Source organism: Ruegeria sp. SAZA006 (assembly GCF_059613465.1).
Window position 1 is genome coordinate 155,169 of sequence record NZ_JBXWSO010000014.1, and the last position, 23,374, is coordinate 178,542.

Below are 23,374 nucleotides of genomic sequence, written 5' to 3' on the forward strand. Positions count from 1 at the left end.
CCTCCCATCCGGGGCAGAGGATTGCAGCCGGGGCGATAGGGAACAAGCCCAGTTTTCAGGACGTTACGTCGGGAAAGCTGTTATTCGGCCGCAGGCCGCAGCTTGGCGACGCTGTCGAACCAGGCCTCGATGGCGTCCAGACGGGGCTCAAGCGCCTGCGCCGCACCATCGGTGAAATCCACGAACTTGTCACGGTTCAGGCCGTTGACCCCGACCAGCACCGGGACATCGAGCGCCAGAGCCTCGGCGATGACGGGGCGGAACCCGCGGCCATCGGCCTCGTGCTTGCCGAACTTGTTGACGATCAGCAATTGCGGACGGTCGGCCAAAGATGCCGTCACATAGCCAACCGCCTGCTCCAACGCAGCCGGGTCCAACCGGCACCCGCGCGACTGGCTGCCCAGCGATTGCGAGATGCGGATGGTTTCGCCATCCGGCAGCACGCGCAGGTCCATGTCGCATTTGCTGCTGTCGGCGCATTCTGTGTTGGTCTGAACCACACCGGCCAGACGGGCGCCCTTGGCCAGCAGGCGTTCGGCTACCGCGCTCAGCAGGCGGTCGGTTGCGCCGCGATCGTTGGTGGTGACATAGGCCAGGTGCATCAGCAGACCTTTCTGGGTTTCATCTTGTCATTTCAATTAGCACGCATGGGGCGCCCCTTCCAGCACCGGCATCAAGGCAGCGGAGACACTCCGATCACCGGCGCGTGCAGGTGCAACAGCGCGGCATAGGCCAGCCCCGCCACCAACCAGACCCAGGGCCGCGGCCATGGACGTGGCAGCCGCAGCGACAGGCGTGCGGTGTTGCGCGACAGGCGGGGCCAATCGGACCCCATCTCGCGCGCCTTGCGTCTGTCGATCAGGGCCATGCCCATCCATGCGAAACCCGCGAACAGGCCGAACAGAACCACATGCGCCAGGCTGCCATTGGTCAGCAGATGCGCCAGCGCCCACAGCATCATCGCCAGCAGGATCGGGTGGCGGGAGGTGCGCAGGATGCCGGGCTGCTCGGGGTTGAACGGGCGGCGTCCCAGTCCTCCGAAGGAAAACGGGTTGGTCGCCGCCAGCCCGGCCACCGCCAGCCAGCAGACGACGGGCATCACCAGCAGCGGCACCCAGCGCAGGATCGCCAGCGGCGGGATGACCTCGACATAGGGCGCGTTGGCCGCGGCTACGATCAGCCAGGCCAGAACCGCCAGCGACAGCGCCGAATAGACCGCGAAATAGGGCCCGCGTCCCATCAACCCGATCAGCCGCCCACGCACTGCCGGACGCGCCGGAATGGCGTGGCTGAGCAGAAAGATTAGAAGTGCCGCAACAAAAGCGCCCCAACCGGCCATGGTCATCTCCGCCTGTTTTGCGCCCGAGATACCGGGGGAAACGGCCCCGGTCCTTGTCCGAAATCAAGTGTGGTCGGGGGCAGCTGCTCCGCCCCCGATCCAACGTTACAGGCCCAGCGCCTTGCGGCGTTCCTCGGCAAAGCCCTGAACCATGCGGTCGGCGATCAGCGCCAGAATGGCCATCGCCGCCCCGGCCGAAATGCCCAGCCCCACATCCGCCTGCCCCAGCGCCAGATAGATCGACTGGCCCAGACCGGTCGTGCCGATCAGCGCCGCGATCACCAGCATCGCAAAGGCATAGAGGATCGTCTGGTTCAGCCCCAGAAGGATCGTGGGCGCAGCATAGGGCGCACGCACGTCGCGCATGATCTGCCACTCGGTCGCGCCGCTTGAGATCGCGGCCTCCATCATCTCGTCCGGGGTGTTGACCAGCCCGTGACGGGTGTAGCGGATCATCGGCACGATCGCATAGGCGCAGATCGCCAGAAAGGCCGAGAACTCGCCGATCTGGAACACCATCAGCACTGGGATAAGGAACACGAACAGGGGAATTGTCTGCAGCATGTCGCAGATCGGGCGCACGATCTTCCAGACCGGCGACCAGACCGCGCTGGCGAGGCCGATCAGCCCGCCGACAACGGCGCAGAAGAACACCGCCGCACCGCTGAGATAGAGCGACAGCAGCGCCCTCTCCCACAGGCCCGAGATCAGGATCGTGCTCAGCAGCGCCACAGATAACGCCGCCAGACGCCAACCGCCTGCCACCCAGCCCAGCGCCGCCGCGCCGGTCAGCACGAAGGGCCATGGCAGGTTCGCGATGCCGGTCTCGAGCATGCCGATCAGGATCAGCGTGACCAGTCCACCGGTCAGGTGCCCGCGCCAAGCCATCAGCAAGGCGATCACCGCACCGGCGGCGAACAGGCCAAAGCTCATGGCCGGGGTCCACTGGAACCCCCAAGTGAAAGGCAGAACCGCCTGGCTCAGACCAATCCGCAGCGGCAGCAGCACATAGAACATCGAGTTGTTCTTGAGCGAATCCAGCCACGGCCCGTTATTCTGGGTAAAGGTGGTGAGGCCGCTGTCCACCGCCTGCGCGACCGGATCCAGTAGTGTCAGTTCGGACGGGTTGGGCAGCCGCGCCCAGAACAGCAGCGTGAACAAGACCGCAAAGCCGAGAACCGCCCAGACGACGCGGTTGTCGTGGCGTTTGCGTTCAGTGGCGAGCGTGCCGCTCATGCGGTCGATCACCACGGCAAAGACCACGATCACCATGCCGGCCAGCAGCGATTCACCGAACTGCGCCTTGCGCATGGTCAGCAGGACCTCCCAGCCGATGTCGTTGAACCCGCCGATGACCGCGGCGATGATCACCATCGACAGGGCCGCCATCAGGCACTGGTTCACACCCACCATGATCTGTGTCGCCGCCGCCGGGATTTCCACCTGGAACAGCTGCTGGAACCGGGTGCCGCCCGACATGATGGCGGCTTCCTTGATCTCGGGCTCCACCCGCTCCAAGCCCAGCATCACGTTGCGCGCCATCGGCGGCGCCGCATAGATGGCCGAGGCAATCAGCCCCACCACAGGGCCAAACCCGAACAGCAGCAACAGCGGGGTCAGATAGGCAAAGGTCGGCACCGTCTGCATGATGTCCAATACTGCCTGAACGGCCGATTTCACCCGCGGCACCTCGTTGGCCAGAATGCCGATCGCTCCGCCGACGATCAGCGCAACCGGGACCGAAACGGCCACCAGAGCCAAGGTGTTCATGCTCTCGGCCCAATAACCCGAGGCCAGCACGAAGCTGAGGCCCAGAAAGCCCAGCGCCGCCATGGGCAGTCCGCCCAGATACCAACCGAGTGCCGTCACCAGCCCGATCAGGATCGGCCAGGGCGTATTGCCCAACACGAAGTTGGCCCAGTCCATCGGATGGGCCATCAGGTCGGAAAACAGCCGGGCCGCCGGTTTTATCGCGTTCAGAAACCAGTCGAGGAAGGTTCCCACCCACTGTGTGGCCGGCACCTCCCATGACGCAGGCCATTTGACGAGCCAGGGCGCGTGCGGCTCAAGCGCCAGACACAGCGCGCCCACGATCAGCGTGATCAGGGCCGCCTGCGCTCCGGCTGTCAGGTGCATCCAAGTGGGCCTTGGAACATCAGCGACGACGGTCATGCGTCATCCACCTGCAAGGCCGCGGCCAGATCCGAGGGGTGCACGGTGCCGACGATCGCGCCGGTTTCGTCATGCACCGGCACGGGCTCGTACAATGCCATACAGCGCGCCAGCGCCGCGTCCAATGTCATCTTTGTTGTCAGGCCCGGGTCATCGGGACCGCGCTCGGCCTCGCCTGCTTGCATGACCGAGGCGACTTTGGCGTGCTGACCCTTGGCCACGTCCTTTGAGAACTCGCGCACATAGTCGTCGACGGGGCGTAGAACGATATCCGTCGGCGTGCCGATCTGCACAATCTTGCCGTCCCGCATGATTGCGATGCGGTCCGCCAGCTTTAGCGCTTCTTGAATATCATGCGTGATGAAGACGATGGACTTCTTTAGCGTCGCCTGAATGCGCAGGAATTCGTCCTGCAGCTGCCGCCGGATCAACGGATCCAAGGCCGAGAACGGCTCGTCCAAGAACCAGATGTCGGGGTTCACTGCCAAAGACCGGGCGATGCCCACGCGCTGACGCTGACCGCCCGACAATTGCCGGGGAAAGCTGTCCTCGCGGCCCTCAAGCCCCACCAAAGAAATGACTTCCTGCGCGCGGGCCAGACGTTCTTTGCGCCCCACCCCCTGCACGCGCAGCGGATAAGCCACGTTTTCCGCCACCGTCATGTGCGGAAACAGTCCGAAATGCTGGAACACCATGCCCAGTTTCTTGCGGCGCAGTTCGGTCAGCTGCTTCTTTGGGGCACCCATCACGTTGTCGCCGTCGATGCGGATCTCGCCACCCGTTCCGGGCAACAGCTGCGAGATGCAACGGATCAGGGTCGACTTGCCGGACCCCGACAGCCCCATGATGACGAACAATTCACCATCGCGGACTTCGAAATTTGCATCCTGAACAGCCGGGATGAACCCCTGTTCGCGCAAATCGGCAGCGGCCTTGTCGGCGTCGTTCCCTGACCGAGACAACGCGTCGGTCAGGGCCTTTTCTGCGCCTTGGCCAAAAACCTGCCAGAGAGACTGGCAGGCAATGGCTGGCGTATTCGCGTCAGTCACTTAGGTGGCTCACTTCGTTGCCGCGTCCACGACCGGACGCCACTTGTCTTCGTTGTCCGCCATCCAGGCCGCGACAACCTCTTCGACCTTGCCGCCGTCAACGTCGATCGCACCCATCATCGGCTGCTGGTCTTCGACCGCCAGTTGATAGTTGCTCAGGATTTCATACGCGGCAGGCCACTTGTCCGCCAGACCGCTCCACCCGGCTTTGAAGATGCGCGAGGGCGAGAAATCGCAGTCGTTGACGGCATTGGGGTTCGGCCCCCAGGCCGGATCGTTGAAGCAGGCGTCTTCACCCGGCGGCAACTCAACGAATTTTACATCATAGGCCGACATTGCCCAATGCGGCTGCCAGAAGGTGATCAGCAGGGGCGACTTGCGGTCGGTCGAAGCGCGGAGTTCGGCGATCAGCGCGCCCTCGGACCCGGCAGGAATAGCCTTGAACGGCAGTTCAAGCCCCACCATGCGGTCTGCCCCGGGCGTACCCCAGTCAGCCGGATAGTCGACCAGACGTCCCATCGGCAGGGTCTCCGCCGTCGCAAAATTCTGCGCGCAGTCCTTCAGCGCTTCCCACGCGGGCAGACCCGGGCACAGGTCGGCAACATGGGCCGGATATGCGATGCCTTCCTTGGCATCGAGGCCAAGGTCGCCGATTTCGACCACGGTGCCCTCTTCGATTTTCTTGGCGTATTCGTCCGACACGTTCGACGACCAGATCTCGAGCGTGGCGTCGATGTCTCCGTCGGCCAGCGCCTGGAACTGGTTCAACATGCCCGCGGTGACGAATTCAACCTGGTAACCGGCGGCCTTGAGCATCTCTGCGGCGACATGCGTGGTGACGTGCTGGCCCGTCCACTCGTTGATCGCCAGTTTAATCGGCTCGTCCACCGCGCCCATGTCAGCCGCGTGCGCGGCGCCGGCGACCATGATCGCCAGAAGGCTTACATTCAGTTTTTTCATGGATTTTCTCCCTGTTTCTTTGTTTTGCCCACCCCGGCGGAAACATGCCCGCCGGCTGACTTGTCTAACGACAATACCATGTCGCAACATGCACAAATTTGGCCGAAAAAGGAAAGCGAACAGTTCGCGTCATTCCCAATAAACGGCCTCGGTACCGCATTTCATTCCTCTCGCGCCCTCGTGTCACAGGGCGGCTTGCCCGAGGTTTCGCGGACCGGACATTGATTGACGAGTCAATCACAAACCCAATTGGGGTCGTTTGTCGAGTATTTCTTGTGACGATGGGGCAAATTCCTGATTTTCCGACTGTTTTGCCCAAATGGCAGACCGTGCTTGGCCGCCGCCCTTGCATTGGCCGGAACAAATTGGCAACACTTAAGGCGAAGGGAGCTTTGCGATGCACCATTTCGATGAGATCTATGGGCTGGCGGCCGACCGGCACGGCGGACCGCGCGCGCTTGAAGACAAACTGTCCAAGCCGAAGTCCGCCGAGGAATTGGCCGCCCTGCCAGAGGATCGGTGGCTTTCGACAATCACAAAGTGCATCTTTCAGGCTGGCTTCAATTGGAAGGTCATCGAGGCGAAATGGGACGGTTTCGAGACGGCCTTTGACGGGTTCGACGTCGGGCGCTGCGCCTTCATGGATGATGAGAAATTCGACGCGCTGTTGCAGGACACGCGCATCGTGCGCAACGGCACCAAGATCGCCACCGTGCGCGACAACGCAGCGTTTCTTCTGGAACTCCGGACGGAAGGCGGTGTCGGCAAAGTGTTGGGCGGCTGGCCATCGACCGACTATGTCGGACTTTTGGACATGCTCGCAAAACGTGGGTCTCGGTTGGGCGGGGCTTCAGCCCAGTATGCGATGCGCTTTGCCGGGCGAGACAGCTTTATCCTGTCACGCGACGTAACCGCCCGTTTGATCGTCGAAGGCGTCATAGACAAGCCAGCCACCTCCAGGAAAGCGATGACTGCGGTGCAGGACGCCTTCAACACTTGGATGCATCAATCCGGCAGGTCGTTGACCGAAATCAGCCGGGTGCTTGCGATGAGCCTCTAGAATCGCTTGCGACCGAACCACAGCGGGCTAGGGTTTGTTCATGGTCCGGTTGATTTCGATCCTGCTGTTTCTTGCCTTGCTGTCCTGCGGTCGCCCTCTGACCGAGAACGAGCGCGCCTTTGCAAGCAAGGTGCAGGGCGAAACGCTGGATCTTGACCGGGTTCGGCTGGTCGAGGGCGCGCCGGTCGCCTCCATAACCTACGAACGAAAGGCCAGACCGAGGCTGGCTTGCCGCGAGCGCATCCTGCCGCCGGTCAAGGACGAGATCGTAACCGGAAAACCGGCGGCGATCGCGCTGTTCAACCGGGTATACTTCACCAAGGACTGGTATCTTGACGACTACATGGCGCGGTACCCCGACCAGATGAACCTGGTGGCCGCCATGATCTTTGCCCATGAACTGACCCATGTCTGGCAATGGCAGAACCGTAAAACCACCGGCTATCACCCGTTGCGGGCGGCCGCCGAACATGGTGGCCGCAAGGATCCTTACCTGTTCGATCTGGATAACTCGGCCGATTTTCTGGACTACGGGTTTGAGCAGCAGGGCGCCATCGTCGAGGAATATGTCTGCTGCCGCGCATTGGATCCGGACGCCCCGCGGACCCAGCGTTTGCATGACATGCTGGCCAAGCATTTTGACCCGGCAAAACTGCCGGGTGCCCGGCGAGAAAGCGACGTGGTCATCCCTTGGAGCGGCGCCAAGGTGGAAGGCATCTGCCGCTGAGGTTCACTTGCCCTGCAAGGTCTTTAGATACGCGACCAGATCGGCAATCGGCTTGCTGGTCAGGATCGGCTGTCCGGCATCTGTCTTGATGGCGGTGTCCTGCCCTTCGAAATACGGCCCGTAGACCGGCATCGGGCTGCCATGGCTGACCAGAGGATCGCGGCCGTCTATCCGCTGCACCACACGCGCGGTCGGAAATTTTCCGCCCGCGTCCCCAAGCGTCTTCAGATTGGTCGGTTGGATCAACAGCACGCCGGCCATTGGTCCATGTCCAGTCGCATCCAGTCCATGACAGGTGGCGCAATGGTGCAGGTAAAGCTGCTCTCCGGCTTCGGCATCCTGGGCTGCAGCGCCTGTGGCGGCTATCGTACTGGCCATAGCCAATGCCGTAAACGTCAACAGTTTCATTGCGTTCCTCCGTTCTAACGCCAAAAGCAGGGTTGCCCGAACCGTCCCGACCCGCAATGATCCAGATCAACGAAATCGGCTAAGGGGTTCGGGCCATGACACATTATGCAGCGATCATGCTCGCCGCCGGGATCGGAGTTCCGATTCTCGCCGCGCTGAATGCGGCGCTCGGAAAACTGATCGGCTCCCCCACCACCGCTGCGGTCATACTGTTTGCCGTGGCGCTTGGGTCTTCGGCGCTGGTGATGCTGCTGTTCCCCGGAACACAAGCTTTGGCAAAGGTTGCGCAGACCCCGAAACATCTGCTGTTGGGTGGGGTTCTGATTGCCTTCTACGTGTTATCCATTACCCACGTCGCACCACATTTCGGCGTCGGCAACGCGGTGTTCTTCGTGCTGTTGGGGCAGTTGATCAGCACCGCGGCCATCGACCATTTCGGCCTTTTTGGTGCGCAGGTCACCCCGCTGACCCTGATGCGCGCCGGCGGGATCGCGGTGATGGCCGTGGGCGTGGCGATCACTCAGCTGGCCTGAGGACACCCCCGTCCAGCCGCAGCATCCGGTCCATCCGCGCCGCCAGGTCAAGGTTGTGCGTGGCGATCAACGCCGACAGGCCGGACTCGCGCACCAGATCCATCAGCGCGGCAAAGACCTGATCCGAGGTACCCGGGTCCAGATTCCCTGTTGGCTCGTCTGCCAGCAGGACACGCGGTTCATTGGCCAAGGCCCGGCAGAACGCCACCCGCTGCTGCTCGCCCCCAGACAGGGCCGCCGGGCGGTGGTCGGCACGGTCGGCAACGCCGACACGCCCCAGCAGATCCATCGCGCGGGCCTTGGCCGCTCTGTCGGACACGCCGTTGGCCAGTTGCGGAAGCACGACATTTTCCAGCGCGGTGAATTCCGGCAGCAGGTGATGGAACTGATAGACAAAACCCACATCCCGCCGACGCATCGCGGTGCGGGTGCGGTCGCCCTTTCCGGTAGCATCCTGGCCGCCGATTTCGACCGTCCCGGAATCCGGCGTATCCAGCAGACCGGCGATGTGCAGAAGGGTCGACTTGCCCGCCCCCGAAGGCGCCACAAGCGCCACTGCCTCGCCCGCGCGCAGTTCCAGATCGGCGCCGCGCAGAACCTGCACCTCGGCGGGTGTGCCTTTCAGATAAGTTTTCCTCAAGCCGGACAGACGCAAGGTGACATCATTCATAGCGCAGCGCCTCGACCGGGTTCAGCCGCGCCGCGCGGCGGGCCGGGAAATAGGTGACGAAGAAGGACAGGCCCAGCGACAGCCCAACCGCCTTTAGCACGTCCGACAGGTGCAGCTCGGCCGGCAAGGCATAGATGCCTCGGATCGCCGGATCCCAGACACCGCCGCCCATCACGTAGTTCACGAAAGAGAAGATCGGGTCGATATAGAGTGCGAACAGACACCCCAGGATGACGCCCATTGCGGTGCCGATGATCCCGGTGAACGCCCCGCAGATGAAAAACACCCGCAGGATCGACCCCTCGCTGAGGCCGATGGTGCGCAGAATACCGATGTCGCGCCCCTTGTTCTTGACCAGCATGATCAGGCCCGACACGATGTTCATAGCGGCGATCAGCACGAGGATCGACAGGATGATGAACATCACGTTGTCCTCAACCTCGAGCGCGCGCAGAAAGCCGCCTGATGCGTCCTGCCATGTCCAGATCTGCGACCGTTCACCCGCCGCCTCAAGGATGGGGATCAGGATCGGGTTCAGGTCCTCGGGGCGATCGACCATCACCTCGATCTCGTCGGCGACACCTTCGCGGTTGAAAAAGCCCTGCGCCTCGGAAAACGGCATGTAGACGCGGGTGCGGTCGATGTCATAGCGCCCGGCCGAAAACACGTAGACGACTTCATAAGCATTCACGCGGGGCGAGGTGCCAAAGGCGGTCTTGACCCCGTTGGGCGAGGTCAGCTTGACCCGATCTCCCACCGTTGCACCGATGGCGCGGGCCACGCCCGAGCCGATGGCGATCCCCTCCTCGAACCGGGACAGGTCGCCGTAGGCCTGATCGCTTTCGGCAATACCGGGCAGGCTGTAGAGGTCGTCGGGGCGGATACCGAACACCTCGACCCCGCTGCTGCGGTCGCGGTTGGTGATCAGAACCTGCCCCTTGACCAGCGGAGCGGCGCGCTGAACACCCGGCACCTGCGCGATACGTTCGGCCATGGCGTCGTATTCAACGATGGTGCGATCAACCTGCCCTTGCGCGTCCAGTTCGCCGGCTGAGTAGACTGTTACATGAGCGTTGGCCCCAAGAATGGTGCCCACGAATTCGGACCGGAACCCTGACCGGACCGCCAGCGTGGCGATCAGCGCAAAAACAGCAAGCGTGATACCGATCAACGAGATCCAGGTCATCACGCTTACACCGCCCTCGGCACGCCGGGCGCGCAGATAGCGCCAGGCGATCTTCCATTCGAATGCGGCAAAGGGAGGGGGTGTTCTGGCCATTCCTGCTCCGGCAAATCTGTGGTGGGGACATTTTCGGGATTTGGCTGGATGGTCAAGCCGCTTCTGGATGCGCGCGCCCGTTCAACCGGCCAGCGACGCAGTTGCATTCAGCACAGACTGGGTCGTCTCACGATCACTGATCCCCCGACGCGCCAAGGCATCGAACAAGCGATCTTGGGTTTCAGGCGTCAGCATGGAAACCGCCCGGTTGTGCAGGCCAAGGCTCAACAGTTCCGGGTCGTCGATCCTGGCGATCAGGCCTTCCAGCTTCTGTTGCGAATAGGTCGGCCAAAGCCCCAGCGCGGTGCTGGGTGCGTCCTCGAACCACGGGCGCAAAGTCAGATCCGACCGGAGGCAATACGCATTCAGCAGCATGAACTCCGAGGGTCTCCGGCGCGACCCGAAGAGCGACTGCACCGAACCGTAGCGTTCGTTGATCTCGTCCAACACCTCCAGCACCAACGACCTGCGCACCGGGAACGGCGTCGAAAACGTCGTGGTCTTCAACGCCTCAATGTCCGAGACAGTGACCTGCAATGCGTCCAGGCTCTGCTGCAGCCAGTTGCGGTGAAAGTCGCTGTTGACCGAAATGAACGGAAGCCGGGCGGCTCCGCCATCCGAAAAGAACTCTGTGCCAGTGAAAGACCGCAGAAACAGGTTTTTGGTGTCCAGAATAACTATCTGCTCCGCCTCGGCGATCCGTGCGGCACCCAGCTTGAGCACCTGCTGCGTGCGGTATCCGTTGTTGCCGCGCCAGCCTCCCTTTCGCACGAAAGGGATACGGTGCCGTCCTTCAATCAGAAGCCGGTCGCCCAGTGAACGCCGGGCGCATTGACCTGCCCCAAGCAGAATGTCATCGCCCCCGACGACCCGAACCTTGGATTGCAAAGGACCGTAGGCCGCCAATATGGGCTCGATACGCGCCCGCAATGCGGTTTCGTCGACGTCATTCAGAACCACATGGATGGAGGCAACCTTGGCCGGATCAGCAAATCGCGCAAAGGAACGCGCCTGCAACTCCAGCAGCGGGTAATCCTTGGAATACACTATCGTGGCAAAACTCAGCACGGTCGGGTTGCCTTTCATAATCACTTGGCGCCGCTGTATCAGCTTCTCGACCGGCCGCCAAATCCGCTTTTCCGTGTTGGCGCAGAATCAGCCGTCGGGCGCAAATTCCAGCAATGGATGATTGTCGAAAGACGATTATACCTCTGGTTGTGAAGCCCATCACAGACAGGCCTTTATTGTTTCAGGTATGAAGTCAATGTGAGGTTCAGGCGTCAAACTGAACTTGAAAAGCAACATTTTCGCAGCAACTTTGTTTCGCATTTTGCTTCTTCTAAGAAATTTTGGCACCCTGATTGTGGGGGAATACATTTTAAAGAGCGGGGGTCGCTCATGAATATTGAAAAGGAAATTGAAAAGGTTGGTGCGCCAGCCACGACGATCACATCTCAGGATATGGATTGCGAAACCGCAGCGTTGCTGCGGGCCGTCATCCGACCGCTGTTTGCCGGTGCGGCCAGTTGGGCCGGTCTTGCCGACACGCTTCGCGAAAAAGGCTATCGCCTGGCATTCCAAAGCGGGCGCATGTGCCTGATGGACCGGGCGACGGGCACACGGCTTTGCGGGTTGCGGTTCTTGGACATCGAATTGAAGGATCTGGTCCGACGTATGGGCCGCCCCGTCGTAGTCGCCCGAGGGGACAGGGCGGATGGTGAACTGCTTCGCGCGCGTCCGGCGACGGGCGGGTCCTAGTACCGCCGCCAGAACTGGACGGACCGGCGTAGAGACTTGGCAAGGCCGTGTTTAGCGGCCCGCCGGATCGGCAGTGGCGTTTCCGGGCGCCTCAGCACCTCGATGAGCAGGTTTGCCGGCATATGCCCGCGGCGATAGAACTCCGCGAAATCACCCAGATCCAAGCCTTGTGCCGCACGATAGTCGGCAAAGAACCGTTGCCAGACTCTGGCATAGTCCAGTCCCGTCGCTTGCTGGTCGCTAGTCTCGCCACGGTCCCAGAACAGCGAAATAGGTTCATCCATCCTTTCGCCGCGATAGCCACCGGCAACCAGCCGCAGCATCAGGTCATAATCGCCAGCAATGCGAAACTGGGTGTCATGGCCACCCAACTGCATAAAAACATCCCGCCGTAGAAAAACAGAGTTATGGCAAAACGGCATCCGCTGAAGGATGGCTTTGACCGACATCCGTTTTTCCATCTTTTCGCCGCCGTCCGCGGACCGGTGTAAGGTTGACCCAAAAAGATAGTCGGGGCGGGTCGCGGTCAATCGCTCGGCTGCCCGGTTCAGAACATCATCCGCGGCCAACGAGTCGTCGGAATTGAGGAACAGAACGTATTCGCCGCGTGCCGCTTCGACGCCGCGGTTCATCGCGTCGTACAGGCCTTGGTCCGGTTCACTGATCAGGCGTGTACGCGGCGCGTCGGCGATCAAGTCCTGAATGAATTCGACCGTCCCGTCCGTTGATGCTCCGTCCTGAATGATGTGCTCGGAACGGTCGCAGTTCTGCCGCGCCATGCATTCGATGACGCGGCGAAATGTGTCCTGGCGCCCTTGGGACAGCAGGTTCCAAGTTGCCGTGATCACCGAGATCAGCGGCGCGTCACCGGTTTCAGACGGTGCGCTCATAGATCTCGGCAATGCGGGTTACGGCGGCCTCGGGGCTCAGTTCTTCGCTTTCGCCGGTGCGGCGGCTGGTCAACTCGACCACTCCGTTCTTCAACCCGCGCGGGCCGACGGTGATGCGCCAGGGCAGGCCGATCAGATCCATCGTGGCGAACTTGCCCCCTGCCCGCTCGTTGCGGTCGTCATAGAGCGGCTCGAGCCCCAGCGCGGTCAGCGCCTTGTAGATCTTGTCACAGGCCGCGTCGGCCTCGTCATCGCCCTGTTTCAGGTTGACGATGCCACAGTGGAACGGGGTCACGCCCTCGGGCCAGATGATACCCTTGTCGTCGTGGCTGGCCTCGATGATCGCGCCGATCAGGCGGCTGACGCCGATGCCGTGGCTGCCCATGTGCACCGGAACCTGCTTGCCGTCGGGGCCTTGTACCGTGGCGCCCAACGGCTCGGAATACTTGGTGCCGAAATAGAAGATCTGACCCACCTCGATGCCACGCGCGCTACGGCGGCGTTCCTCGGGCACCTGCTGGAACAGGGCCTCGTCATGGGTCTCATCCGTTCGGGCGTAGAGCGACGTGAACTCCTCCATGATCGCCTGGCACTGGGCCTTGTCGTCATAGTCGATGTCGCGCTGCCCCAGACGGATGTCAGTGACCGCGCTGTCATAGAACACCTCGGATTCTCCGGTATCGGCCAGCACCAGGAATTCATGCGTGTCGTCCCCGCCGATCGGACCGCTGTCGGCGCGCATCGGGATCGCCTGCAGGCCCATGCGCTCATAGGTGCGCAGATAGCTGACCAGGTGGCGGTTATAAGCGTGCAGCGCGTCCTCTTTCGTCAGATCGAAATTGTAGCCGTCCTTCATGTAGAACTCGCGGCCGCGCATCACGCCGAAACGGGGGCGGATCTCGTCGCGGAACTTCCACTGGATCTGGTAGAGCGTCAGCGGCAGGTCCTTGTAGCTGCTGACGTGACCGCGGAAAATGTCGGTGACCAGTTCCTCGGCGGTAGGGGTATAGAGCATATCGCGGCCATGGCGGTCCTGCATACGCAGCATTTCCTGACCGTAATCATCATAGCGCCCGGATTCCCGCCACAGATCGGCCGATTGCAGGATCGGCATCTGGATCGGGATGTGCCCGGCGCGGATCTGCTCCTCGTGCACGATGTTTTCCAGCTTGCGCAGCACCTTGAAACCCAGCGGCAGCCACGAATAGATCCCGGCGGCAGCCTGCTTGATCATCCCGGCGCGCAGCATCAGCCGGTGGCTGACGATCTGGGCCTCGGACGGGTTTTCCTTGAGTACGGGCAGAAAGTAACGGCTGAGGCGCATGTTTTTACCTTGCAGGTGAGAATTCCACGGCCACGTGATTATGCGAAAGCCCCGCCGGGGGCAATCGGGCAATGGCGGATTTGCGACCTCAGGTCAGTCGGAATTTTGATTGACCCGCCAATCAGGTCTCGAAACAGTGGGAAAACTTCTGAAGACGAGGCCCCGATGCAGACCATCCGCGAACCCGCCCGAGACATCCCCGTGGTGCACAAGACTGACGTACTGGTGGTGGGCTCTGGCCCGGCAGGGCTGGCCGCTGCGCTTGCGGCCGCGCGCGCCGGGGCCGAGGTCGCTCTGCTGGACCGTTTCGGCTGCATGGGCGGCAATATCACCGCCGTCGGGGTCGAGGGCTTTGCCTGGTACCGGCACGACAAGACCATCGAGGCCGGCGGCATCGGATGGGAGTTCGAGCAACGCGCCAAGGAGATGGGCGCGGCGGTCCCGGAAAGCCAATCGCTCAGCTACGAGTTGGACAGTGAGGGGTTCAAGCTGGTGGCTGACCGGTTGGTGGAAGAGGCCGGTGTCCGCCCGATGCTGCATCGCCAGTTCGTGGCCCCAATCATGGACGGCGACCGGATCACCGGTGTGATCACCGAGTCGAAGGCGGGGCGCGAGGCGATCCTTGCCCGTATCGTGATCGACGCCACCGGCGATGCCGACGTGGCCCACCGTGCCGGCGCCCCGACCCACAAGACCGAGCCGGAACAGATGATGGCGGCCTCGGTCATGTTTCACCTGGCCGGGGTCGACAAGCGCGCCTTCATGGAGGGCGTAAAGGCCGACCCGCAGACCTACAAGGACTGGGGCGGCGGCGGCGAATGGAACATCGAAACCAGCGGCAAAGAGGACGACATGTTTTCGCCCTTCGTCTACAAGCCGTTCCAGCAGGCCATCGACCAAGGCCTGATCCCGGCGCATCTCAACACCATAGCGGGCACCTGGGGCGCAATGCATGACACGGGCGAGCTGACCTACATGAACCTGATCCACTTGGCCGGGATCGACGGAACAGACCCGGACAGCCTGACCAGGGGCGAGATCGAGGGCCGCCGCCAGACCATGCTGGCGATTGACGCTCTGCGCCGGTTCATGCCCGGATGCGAAAACGCACGGCTGCGCAACTTCGGCATGACCATCGGCATCCGTGACACCCGCAAGATCGACGCGGTCTACAACATGACCGAAGACGACGTGCGCCATCAGGGCCGGTTCGAGGACACGATCGGGATCTACCCCGAGTTCATCGACGGTTACGGCGTCCTGATCCTGCCCACCACCGGGCGCTACATGCAGGTGCCCTACCGTTCGATGCTGCCCGAGGGGGTGCGTGGGCTGCTTGTGGCTGGCCGGTCTCACGGGGCCGACCGCATCGCCCACGCGGCGACACGCAACATGGCCTGCTGCGCGGTGATGGGCCAAGGGGCCGGCATCGCGGCCGCCATCGCACTGAAAAGCAATCAGGAGCTGTCCGAATTGAACCTGACCCCGGTTCATTCCGAATTGGACAGACAGGGCGTGAGGATCCACTGATGGAGCGCATCCCGACGATCGACATTGCGCCTTTGATGCAGGAGAACCACCCTGATCACGGAAAAACCGTTCAGCAGGTCATGGATGCGTGCACCAGGATAGGTTTCCTTTCGATCACCGGCACCGGCATCCCGTCAGAGCTGGTCGAGCGGGTCCGGGCTTGCGTTCGCGCTGTTTTCGACGTGGACGAAGCCAGCAAATGGCAGCAGGCGATCACCCGCGAGAACTATCGCGGATATATCCCGATGGGGTTCTTCACGCCCAATGACGGGTCGGGACATGCGGACAAGTACGAGGGCTACAAGCTGCACCACGAAGTGGCCGAGGATGCGCCCATCCGCCGGGATTGCGCGCTGTACGGACCCAACCTCTGGCCCGCAGAGGTACCGGATGCGCAGGGCATCATCCTTGAATACTGGGCGCGATTGGATCAGGTGGCCGACAGCTTGCTGGGCGCGTTGGAGACCGGGCTGGAGCTGCCTTCGGACAGCCTGCGGGATGCGTTCTGCGACCCTTTGACCAACATGACTTTGCTGCACTACCCGCCGCAGGCCCCGGAAGAAGGCGGCTATGGCATCCACCCCCACAAGGACACTGACGCGTTGACCATCATCGCTCCCGACCCGGTGGGTGGGCTGGAGGTCCAGACGCGGGACGGCGGCTGGATCACTCCCGACTGCCCGAACGGTGGGTTTGTCGTCAACATCGGGGACATGCTCGAGCTCTGGTCCGGCGGGCGCCTGAAATCGACCCCGCACCGCGTGGTCAACCGATCCGGAAAGGAGCGCTACTCCTTTCCCTATTTCGCGGTACCACGGCACGACGTTGTGGTTTCTCCGCTGCTGCCGCCGCTGCCGGGATTTGACCGCCCGTCTGTGCATTGCGGTCACTGGTCCGCCGAGATCTGGCGCACCAACTGGTCCGACGAGACCGCCGCCGAAGACACGCCGGAACTGGGCACTCTGCACGACTGAGACACAAAAACACTGATCCATGAACCGCTTGCATCGCGGGCCTTCATCAGCCAAGAACAAGGGCAACGACGCAGTCAGGAGGCCGCGATGGCGTTGCCGGTTCGGGATCAATTCAGATATTGGGGCATCGCCGCTGCGATATTCATATTGCTGTTGTGGCTGCTGGGCGACGTTCTTCTGCCATTCGTGATCGGCGGCGCAGTGGCTTATTTCCTGGATCCCGTAGCCGATCGGCTGGAGAACATGGGGCTTTCCCGCGCGGCTGCGACGGCGATCATTACCGTCTTCAGCATTCTTGCCTTTGCCTTGATGATCCTGATGGTGGTTCCGGCCCTAATCACTCAGCTGATCGATCTGGTGGACGTACTGCCCAGCCTGTTCCAGGAATTGCGAGCCTTCGTCGAGCGGCAATTCCCGTCGCTGCTGGATCGGGAATCGAACACCCACCAGTTCCTTCTTTCAATGGGCGACACGCTGAAGGGCAAAACAGGCGACATCCTCGAAACGGTCATGGCCTCGGTCGGGTCAGCGGTGAACATCGTGGTCCTTCTGGTGATTGTTCCCGTCGTGGCCGTCTACCTTTTGTTGGATTGGGACCGGATGATCGCCCGGATCAACGATCTGCTGCCCCGGGACCATGCGCCGACGATCCGCAAACTGGCGGCCGATATTGACGCTGTGCTTGCCTCGTTCGTGCGCGGCATGGGTACGGTTTGCCTTATCCTGGGCACCTACTATGCAGTTGCCTTGATGATCGTCGGCCTACAATTCGGCCTGGTGGTCGGTTTCATCGCCGGGTTGGTCACCTTCATTCCCTATCTGGGCGCATTGATCGGCGGCACGCTGGCTATCGGCCTGGCGCTGTTCCAATTCTGGGGTGACTGGGCTTCGATCGGGCTGGTGGCCGGGATATTCGCCATCGGCCAGGTCGTCGAAGGCAATTTCCTGACCCCCAAGCTGGTTGGTGACTCGGTCGGGCTTCACCCGGTCTGGTTGCTTCTGGCCTTGTCCGTCTTTGGCGCGCTGTTCGGGTTTGTCGGCATGCTGATCGCCGTTCCGGTCGCTGCGGCCTTGGGCGTGCTTGCACGTTTCGGAACTTCGCAATATCTGACAAGCCGCCTGTACACGGGGCGTGACGAGCTGGATCCGGAAAGCGAGTGAATGGCCAAACAGCTGAGCTTTGATCTTCCGGCGATGACGGCGCTGGGGCGCGAGGATTTCTTCGTATCCCCCGCGAATGCGTTGGCCGTCGCGATGATTTCGGCCAATTCATGGCCGGGCAATAAGCTGGTCCTGAGCGGCCCGGCCGGATCAGGTAAAACCCATCTTGCGCATGTCTGGGCAGCCGAGACAGGCGGGCGTATCGTGCAGGCCGCTGATCTGAAACACGAAGATGTTCCCGCACTTGCGCAAGGTCCCGTGGCGGTCGAGGACATCCCCATGATCGCCGGGGATATCGAACAGCAGAAAACCCTGTTTCACCTGCACAATCTGGTTCTGGCCGAGGGGCATGCCTTGCTGATGACCGGGCGCCTTGCTCCCAAATACTGGGAACTTCCGCTAGCCGATCTGCAAAGCCGGGTCGAGGGTGCCCATCATGTGGCGCTTGATCCGCCCGATGATGCCTTGCTGTGCGCGGTTCTGGCCAAGCTGTTCGTCGACCGACAGTTGAACCCGGGGCCGGACGTCATCGCCTACCTCGTCAAGCACATGGATCGCCGGTTTGAAACCGCAGCCGACGTGGTGGCCCAACTGGATCAGGTCGCTCTGGCCGAAAAACGCGAGATCACACGGACCTTGGCCGTGCGCGTTCTGAACAACGAAATCGACACGGCGGTTTCCGGTGATTGACCCGTGAGGTCCGATTTCGCATCCTGCGCGAGGCAACGTTGGGGAGATCATGGAACAGAGCGCTGCAAGGATCCCGGACTGGGGACCATTCGGAAAACCGCTGTTCGACCATCCGGGAATCCGCGATCTCTCGCGCGTTGGCGTGGTGGATGTCGGGTCGAACTCGGTCCGGATGGTTATCTTTGACGGCGCGGCCCGGTCTCCCGCATATTTCTACAACGAAAAAGTCATGTGCGAGCTTGGCGCCGGGCTGTCGGAAACCGGCAGGCTGAACCCGCGCGGTCGCGTACGTGCGCTGGCGGCGCTGCGGCGCTTTGAACACCTGTCCCGCGATCTCGGCCTTCCCGGACTGCACGTTGTGGCCACCGCCGCCGTGCGCGAGGCGGAAGACGGTCCGGAGTTCTGTCAGGAGGTTCTGGCCGAGACAGGGCTGCATATCTCGGTCATCGACGGCGAGGAAGAGGCCCGATTGTCGGCACAGGGTGTCCTGCTGGGCTGGCCCGGCGCCTACGGCCTGATCTGCGACATCGGCGGTTCGTCCATGGAGCTGGCAGAGATCGGCGGCGGATCGGTCGGACGGTGCGTGTCCTCGTCTCTGGGGCCGCTTAAACTCCGGGATATCAAGGGCGGACGCCGCGCCCGCAAGGCCCACATCAAGGAAACACTCGAGGCGCTGCGTGACCAGATGGGGCCGCAGCGCGACCGACTGTTCCTGGTCGGCGGAAGCTGGCGAGCCTTTGCAAGGTTGGACATGCTGCGCCGCGGATATCCGCTGAACGTGCTGCACGAATACCGCATGACCACCAAGCAGGTGCGCGAAACGATCAAGTTCATCGAAAAGAGCGACCACGAACACCTGCGCTCTCAGGCCGGGGTCTCAAGCTCGCGGATGGCCCTGATTCCCTACGCCATGGACGTGCTGTCGCGGCTGATCCGCACCTTCAAACCCAAAGACATCGCAATATCCAGCTATGGTATCCGCGAGGGCCTGCTGTACGAGCAGATGCCCCAGATTCTGCGGGATTGCGACCCTTTGATCGAGGCCTGCCGGTTCTCGGAACAAAAGGACGCTCGCCTGCCCGGTTTCGGACCGCATCTTTATGATTTCGTGATGCCACTGTTCCGGTCCGCCCCTCCGGCCCGAGTTCGGCTGATCAAGGCGGCCTGCCTGCTGCACGATGTCAGCTGGCGCGCCCACCCCGATTATCGGGCCGAGGTCTGCTTCGACAATGTGACTCGCGCCAACCTGGGCGGCTTGAAACACTCGGAACGTGTGTTCATTGGACTTGCCCTGCAGCATCGGTACCGGAACAAGCGAGAGGGCAACCGGTTCGCCCCTCTGTACGAACTGCTGGACGAGCGCGACCAGAAGCAGGCCGAGATTCTGGGAAAGGCCATGCGTTTTGGCGCAATGCTCTGGATGCAGAACGACGCGGCCACCGGAAAGTTGCGGTTCTACCCCAAGAAACGCGAACTCGAGTTTTATCTGCCCAAATCGCTCAGCCCCTTGTTCAACGAAGTGGCCGAGGCAAGGTTCGAGTCACTGGCGAACGCGCTGAAATCACGCCCGATCGTTAAAATCTAGGGCTGATCTGGACGATTAGATATCCGTTGCGCCTTCGTCGTCCTCTTTGGGGGCAACCTCGTCGGGCTGGTCGGGAACGTCCGGTTTCCTGCGGATGATAATGTCGCCATTGGGCAGCATCTCGGGCGCCTCATAGGCGCTCCAATCCTTGACCTTGCCGCCGATCTCGGCAAGGGCCGGGCCCATCTCCTCGATAAAGGACTGCATGGCCGGGCCGAATTGCTCGGCAAGCCCCAGAAGGTCCTCAAGGGCGGGCTCCATTTCCTTTCGCAAGCCCTCGAAGAACAGTTCGGCCCCCTGCTCCATCAGGGACTTACCGCCTTCGTCCTGGGCCGCGGCCGGCGCGGCAATAAGGGCCGTGGCACCTATCAGCATCAATCGTCTCATGACCTGAAATATAAGGGGCGGGATCAGTTGTTGAAAGGGTCAGATGTCGATGTCCAGCGTCACCGGAAAATGATCTGATGCCGTAACCAGGGCATCGCGCAATTCCGGCACCGTCCAGCAGTGCTCGTCCCGGAACGGGTGCCAAATGCGCCAGACCGGATTGCGGACCCTCAGATCCTCGCTGATCATGATGTAGTCCAGCAGCGCCTCAAGATATTGGCCTTCCTTCGGGCGGGCAAAGCGCGCGGTCGATGGGATCCAACCCGGCCGAGGTCGAAGTGCCTGTGCGGGATGCGGATCGTACAGGCCGGTTTCCAGAAGGATTTCCACCGATGACCGCCCGAAAAGATGTTCGAATTCATCCAATCCCGGCCCGTCATTCAAGTCTCCCAGCAAGATCACCGGTTCAGCAGCGGCTATGTGCGCGCGCACACGGCGCGACAGCCAGACGGCCTGAGCCAACTGCTTGCGGCGGTTGGCGATTGAGATGCGCAAGGCTTCGTCGCGTGATTGGGCTCCGTGCGGAGCCTTGGACTTCAGATGTGCACCGATCAACCGGAACTCGAACCCGGCCCGGGTGCGGACCGCCAGTTCCATGGGTGGTTTTGAAAACCGCACCAGATCCTCGGTCGCGTCAATGTCCAGATCGATCCGAAACTCGCGGTCAAAGCGTGGAAGATAATCGGGGTCGTGGCCGCCATCTTGCTCTCCTTTCGGGTCGTGCCGGGCGGTCAGGGCCTCGGGATCATACAAGAGCGCCAGCTCCTGATGCGTATCGTTGGCGAAACCCATGATCGCATTGGATGTACGCAGATCGAACGTCTCGGCGAAATGCTGCAAGGCGCGCACTGTGTTTTGCGATTTGCCCGTATTCGGCGCCTCGACGATCAGCATGGCGTCGGCGTCAACGGCCGTCAGCACCGTCGCAATGGCCTCGATCTGCTGAGCCTTGGTGACATTGTGCCGCCCCGACCAGCTGTCATCGACAACCAGTTCATCATTGCGGTCGAACAAATTGGCGAACCACTCGATATTGTAGGTCGCCAGACGCATCGTCTCAGACCCGCGCGCCGTTGATTTCATCCCAGGCGCGGTTGATGTCGATCATCTTTTTCTCGGCAAGGCGAATTGCTTCTTCGGGAACACCCCGGGCCATCATCGCATCGGGATGTGTATCACGTACAAGCCTGCGCCAGATTTTTCGGATCTCGGGTAGCGGAGTGTCAGGGGTCACGCCCAGAACGGTGTAAGGATCCTTGGGCGCATCTGGAACGAAGCGCGCACGCAGGGCTTTGAACTGTGCATCTGTCTGGCCGAAAATCCGCGCCACATCCTCCAGAAACTCGTTTTCGTTGGGGTGATAGAAGCCGTCCGCCATGGCGATATGAAACAGCCCCTCCATGAGGTCGCACAGGGTGGTGCTGTCTTCGGCAAACATGCGCGCGATCTTGCGTGCGTATTCCTGATACCCGGCCACATCCGTCCGGGCCATGTTGAACACGCGCGCCGCGCCGGCCTCTTCCGCCGGCGGAATGCGAAACACCTCGCGAAACGCGGTCACCTCGTCGCGGGTCACCTGCCCGTCCGCCTTGGCCATCTTTGCGCCCAAAGCGATGACAGCAATCGCGAAGGCCACCGAGCGTTCGGGCGGCGTGCGCAGCTTCTCAAAAACGGCCGTCAGGCTTTCACCTTTGGCAAGCGCACTCAGCGCTTCGGATATGCGGGACCAGATCGACATGGGCGCACACTAGCGCGCCGAGTACGGACTGTCAGGTGCGACCATTCATTCTGAAGCCAGAATTTTCTGCATCAGCACAAGATCCAGCCAACGCCCCCATTTACGACCAACTTCCGGCATTCGGCCGACCGTCTGGAAACCGACCGCCGCATGAAAGGCAATCGCGCCCGGGTTCTCGGCCGAGATTCCAGCGACCAGAACATGCACGCCTTGCGATCGCGCTACCTCCTCCAAGGCTCGGATCAGCGCGCGACCCGTGCCCCGCCCCCGGCCTTCAGGAGCCAGCAGGATGGTGTGTTCCCGGCTGTGCGCATATCCGGGACCCGAGCGAAAACTGCCGTAAGTCGCATATCCCACGACACGGCCGTCAAGTTCGGCAACTTGGAACGCTAGCCCTCGCTCGTCGATATCCCGCGCGATTTCTTCGGGGCTTCGCTCGGTCGTGGTAAACGTGATCAGCGTCCCGCGGATGATCGTATTGGTGATCTCTGCAATTTGAGCCGCATCCCGGGGCCGAGCCGGGCGAATGATCATTCCAGCACCCGCGGTCCGTGCGGCGTTTCAAATTCAGCCCGTAGAGCTGCGGGCCCGGAATCGAAAACAACCTTGTCGAGCGGGCCGAGCAATTGCGCCAAATCCAGCGCATCCGGGTGATAGACCACCAGCCGCCGCAGGTGGCAGCCACTGCTCCGCAGCATGCCAGCCGGATGCAAGTCACCTTGCCATTGAATCAAGGCGGGAAACAGGTTGTCGAACGGCAAGCGCCCCGATCCCGGCACCGCCATCTTCCACCGCAAGGCACCACGATCAAGGTCATGGATATCGCCTATGTCGATTGAGAATCCATCGACATAGGCCTGCAGATCCGAAACCTGACAGACCCAGTTGCTGAGCCTCGGCGGCCCCGAGAAACGATCAAGATCAAACCAACGTGGCCGCCCAGGATCGGCGGCGTCCGGGTCAATTGCGATCGCTTCAAGATACAGGCCCTCGTCCAGACCCAAAAGCTTGTTGTAGGTGCCGAATTTTCCATGTTTGCCACCGGGCACCATCGGAATACCCAAGGCCTGCTCTACATGCGCGACCGCCTCGTCCAAGGTCGACGCGGCCACCGCCAGATGATCAAGCTCCATAATTGCG

Annotated in this window: 25 protein-coding genes; 9 read left to right on the forward strand and 16 right to left on the reverse strand. The window is 61.9% G+C overall.

Going from position 1 to position 23,374, the window contains the following annotated elements; genetic code table 11:
- Positions 1-80: 80 nt before the first annotated feature.
- The 5 genes from AC2FNZ_RS12860 to AC2FNZ_RS12880 all read right to left on the reverse strand — a co-directional run bounded on the left by AC2FNZ_RS12860 (position 81) and on the right by AC2FNZ_RS12880 (position 5,520).
- Positions 81-602: a DUF2478 domain-containing protein gene (locus tag AC2FNZ_RS12860; protein ID WP_496840882.1), complete on the reverse strand. Its 522-nt coding sequence runs from the start codon at positions 600-602 to the stop codon at positions 81-83.
- Between the two features lie 71 nt (positions 603-673).
- Positions 674-1,339, reverse strand: a complete 666-nt coding sequence (locus AC2FNZ_RS12865) for an NnrU family protein (protein ID WP_496840883.1) — start codon at positions 1,337-1,339, stop codon at positions 674-676.
- 105 nt (positions 1,340-1,444) lie between these two features.
- Positions 1,445-3,511, reverse strand: coding sequence for an ABC transporter permease (locus tag AC2FNZ_RS12870; RefSeq protein ID WP_496840884.1), 2,067 nt, complete (start codon positions 3,509-3,511; stop codon positions 1,445-1,447).
- Entirely contained in the window at positions 3,508-4,560 is a 1,053-nt protein-coding gene (locus tag AC2FNZ_RS12875) for a quaternary amine ABC transporter ATP-binding protein (RefSeq protein WP_093964806.1), read from the reverse strand. Before AC2FNZ_RS12875 ends, AC2FNZ_RS12870 begins: the two co-directional genes overlap by 4 nt.
- Before the next feature lie 9 nt (positions 4,561-4,569).
- The gene (locus AC2FNZ_RS12880) at positions 4,570-5,520 is read right to left on the reverse strand and encodes an ABC transporter substrate-binding protein (protein ID WP_093964805.1); all 951 of its coding nucleotides are present in this window, start codon (positions 5,518-5,520) and stop codon (positions 4,570-4,572) included.
- A gap of 397 nt (positions 5,521-5,917) precedes the next feature.
- On the opposite strand from AC2FNZ_RS12880, the gene AC2FNZ_RS12885 reads away from it, so the two are divergent.
- Both AC2FNZ_RS12885 and AC2FNZ_RS12890 read left to right on the forward strand, forming a co-directional pair.
- Positions 5,918-6,580 (forward strand): DNA-3-methyladenine glycosylase I, encoded by a 663-nt coding sequence (locus AC2FNZ_RS12885; RefSeq protein ID WP_496840885.1) that lies wholly within the window; start codon positions 5,918-5,920, stop codon positions 6,578-6,580.
- A gap of 40 nt (positions 6,581-6,620) precedes the next feature.
- Positions 6,621-7,307: a hypothetical protein gene (locus tag AC2FNZ_RS12890; RefSeq protein WP_170420370.1), complete on the forward strand. Its 687-nt coding sequence runs from the start codon at positions 6,621-6,623 to the stop codon at positions 7,305-7,307.
- A 3-nt stretch (positions 7,308-7,310) separates the two neighbouring features.
- Here AC2FNZ_RS12890 and AC2FNZ_RS12895 read toward each other — a convergent pair whose 3' ends face one another.
- Positions 7,311-7,715 (reverse strand): c-type cytochrome, encoded by a 405-nt coding sequence (locus AC2FNZ_RS12895; protein ID WP_093964802.1) that lies wholly within the window; start codon positions 7,713-7,715, stop codon positions 7,311-7,313.
- Between the two features lie 95 nt (positions 7,716-7,810).
- Between AC2FNZ_RS12895 and AC2FNZ_RS12900 the strand changes: the two genes are divergently transcribed.
- On the forward strand, positions 7,811-8,248 hold the full coding sequence (locus AC2FNZ_RS12900; RefSeq protein WP_093964801.1) for a DMT family transporter: 438 nt from the start codon (positions 7,811-7,813) through the stop codon (positions 8,246-8,248).
- Here AC2FNZ_RS12900 and AC2FNZ_RS12905 read toward each other — a convergent pair.
- From AC2FNZ_RS12905 to AC2FNZ_RS12915, 3 genes are all read right to left on the reverse strand, one after another.
- Positions 8,232-8,918 (reverse strand): ABC transporter ATP-binding protein, encoded by a 687-nt coding sequence (locus tag AC2FNZ_RS12905; RefSeq protein WP_170454545.1) that lies wholly within the window; start codon positions 8,916-8,918, stop codon positions 8,232-8,234. The genes AC2FNZ_RS12900 and AC2FNZ_RS12905 overlap by 17 nt on opposite strands.
- A complete protein-coding gene (locus AC2FNZ_RS12910; RefSeq protein WP_496840886.1) occupies positions 8,911-10,197 on the reverse strand; it encodes a lipoprotein-releasing ABC transporter permease subunit in 1,287 nt (428 codons plus the stop codon). Before AC2FNZ_RS12910 ends, AC2FNZ_RS12905 begins: the two co-directional genes overlap by 8 nt.
- An 81-nt stretch (positions 10,198-10,278) precedes the next feature.
- A complete protein-coding gene (locus AC2FNZ_RS12915; protein ID WP_496840887.1) occupies positions 10,279-11,283 on the reverse strand; it encodes a DUF6492 family protein in 1,005 nt (334 codons plus the stop codon).
- A gap of 312 nt (positions 11,284-11,595) precedes the next feature.
- On the opposite strand from AC2FNZ_RS12915, the gene AC2FNZ_RS12920 reads away from it, so the two are divergent.
- Positions 11,596-11,955 carry a hypothetical protein gene (locus AC2FNZ_RS12920; protein ID WP_093964797.1) on the forward strand — a complete coding sequence of 120 codons (360 nt, stop codon included), beginning with the start codon at positions 11,596-11,598 and terminating at the stop codon, positions 11,953-11,955.
- Here the strand turns inward: AC2FNZ_RS12920 and AC2FNZ_RS12925 are convergent.
- Positions 11,952-12,845, reverse strand: a complete 894-nt coding sequence (locus AC2FNZ_RS12925; protein WP_496840888.1) for a glycosyltransferase family 2 protein — start codon at positions 12,843-12,845, stop codon at positions 11,952-11,954. The two genes, AC2FNZ_RS12920 and AC2FNZ_RS12925, sit on opposite strands and share 4 nt — an antisense overlap.
- A complete protein-coding gene (proS, locus tag AC2FNZ_RS12930; RefSeq protein ID WP_170340222.1) occupies positions 12,829-14,169 on the reverse strand; it encodes a proline--tRNA ligase in 1,341 nt (446 codons plus the stop codon). The genes AC2FNZ_RS12925 and proS overlap by 17 nt, the downstream gene beginning before the upstream one ends.
- Positions 14,170-14,334: 165 nt before the next feature.
- Between proS and AC2FNZ_RS12935 the strand changes: the two genes are divergently transcribed.
- The 5 genes from AC2FNZ_RS12935 (at position 14,335) to AC2FNZ_RS12955 (ending at position 20,109) form a co-directional block, all read left to right on the forward strand.
- Positions 14,335-15,699, forward strand: coding sequence for an FAD-dependent oxidoreductase (locus AC2FNZ_RS12935; protein WP_496840889.1), 1,365 nt, complete (start codon positions 14,335-14,337; stop codon positions 15,697-15,699).
- A complete protein-coding gene (locus tag AC2FNZ_RS12940; protein ID WP_496840890.1) occupies positions 15,699-16,673 on the forward strand; it encodes an isopenicillin N synthase family dioxygenase in 975 nt (324 codons plus the stop codon). The genes AC2FNZ_RS12935 and AC2FNZ_RS12940 overlap by 1 nt, the downstream gene beginning before the upstream one ends.
- An 87-nt stretch (positions 16,674-16,760) precedes the next feature.
- Positions 16,761-17,834, forward strand: a complete 1,074-nt coding sequence (locus AC2FNZ_RS12945; RefSeq protein ID WP_170340814.1) for an AI-2E family transporter — start codon at positions 16,761-16,763, stop codon at positions 17,832-17,834.
- Positions 17,835-18,524: an HdaA/DnaA family protein gene (locus AC2FNZ_RS12950; protein ID WP_093964791.1), complete on the forward strand. Its 690-nt coding sequence runs from the start codon at positions 17,835-17,837 to the stop codon at positions 18,522-18,524.
- A gap of 49 nt (positions 18,525-18,573) precedes the next feature.
- A complete protein-coding gene (locus AC2FNZ_RS12955; RefSeq protein ID WP_093964790.1) occupies positions 18,574-20,109 on the forward strand; it encodes a Ppx/GppA family phosphatase in 1,536 nt (511 codons plus the stop codon).
- A gap of 15 nt (positions 20,110-20,124) precedes the next feature.
- On the opposite strand, the gene AC2FNZ_RS12960 is transcribed toward AC2FNZ_RS12955, so the two are convergent.
- From AC2FNZ_RS12960 to AC2FNZ_RS12980, 5 genes are read right to left on the reverse strand one after another with little or no spacing between them, the layout of a single operon-like run.
- Complete coding sequence (locus tag AC2FNZ_RS12960) at positions 20,125-20,484, reverse strand: hypothetical protein (protein WP_377181938.1); 360 nt, start codon at positions 20,482-20,484, stop codon at positions 20,125-20,127.
- 51 nt (positions 20,485-20,535) lie between these two features.
- Complete coding sequence (locus AC2FNZ_RS12965; RefSeq protein WP_496840891.1) at positions 20,536-21,549, reverse strand: endonuclease/exonuclease/phosphatase family protein; 1,014 nt, start codon at positions 21,547-21,549, stop codon at positions 20,536-20,538.
- 4 nt (positions 21,550-21,553) lie between these two features.
- Positions 21,554-22,234, reverse strand: a complete 681-nt coding sequence (locus tag AC2FNZ_RS12970; RefSeq protein WP_496840892.1) for a TerB family tellurite resistance protein — start codon at positions 22,232-22,234, stop codon at positions 21,554-21,556.
- A gap of 45 nt (positions 22,235-22,279) precedes the next feature.
- Positions 22,280-22,768, reverse strand: a complete 489-nt coding sequence (locus tag AC2FNZ_RS12975) for a GNAT family N-acetyltransferase (protein WP_496840893.1) — start codon at positions 22,766-22,768, stop codon at positions 22,280-22,282.
- Positions 22,765-23,367, reverse strand: a complete 603-nt coding sequence (locus AC2FNZ_RS12980; protein ID WP_496840894.1) for a VOC family protein — start codon at positions 23,365-23,367, stop codon at positions 22,765-22,767. Before AC2FNZ_RS12980 ends, AC2FNZ_RS12975 begins: the two co-directional genes overlap by 4 nt.
- Positions 23,368-23,374: the final 7 nt, after the last annotated feature.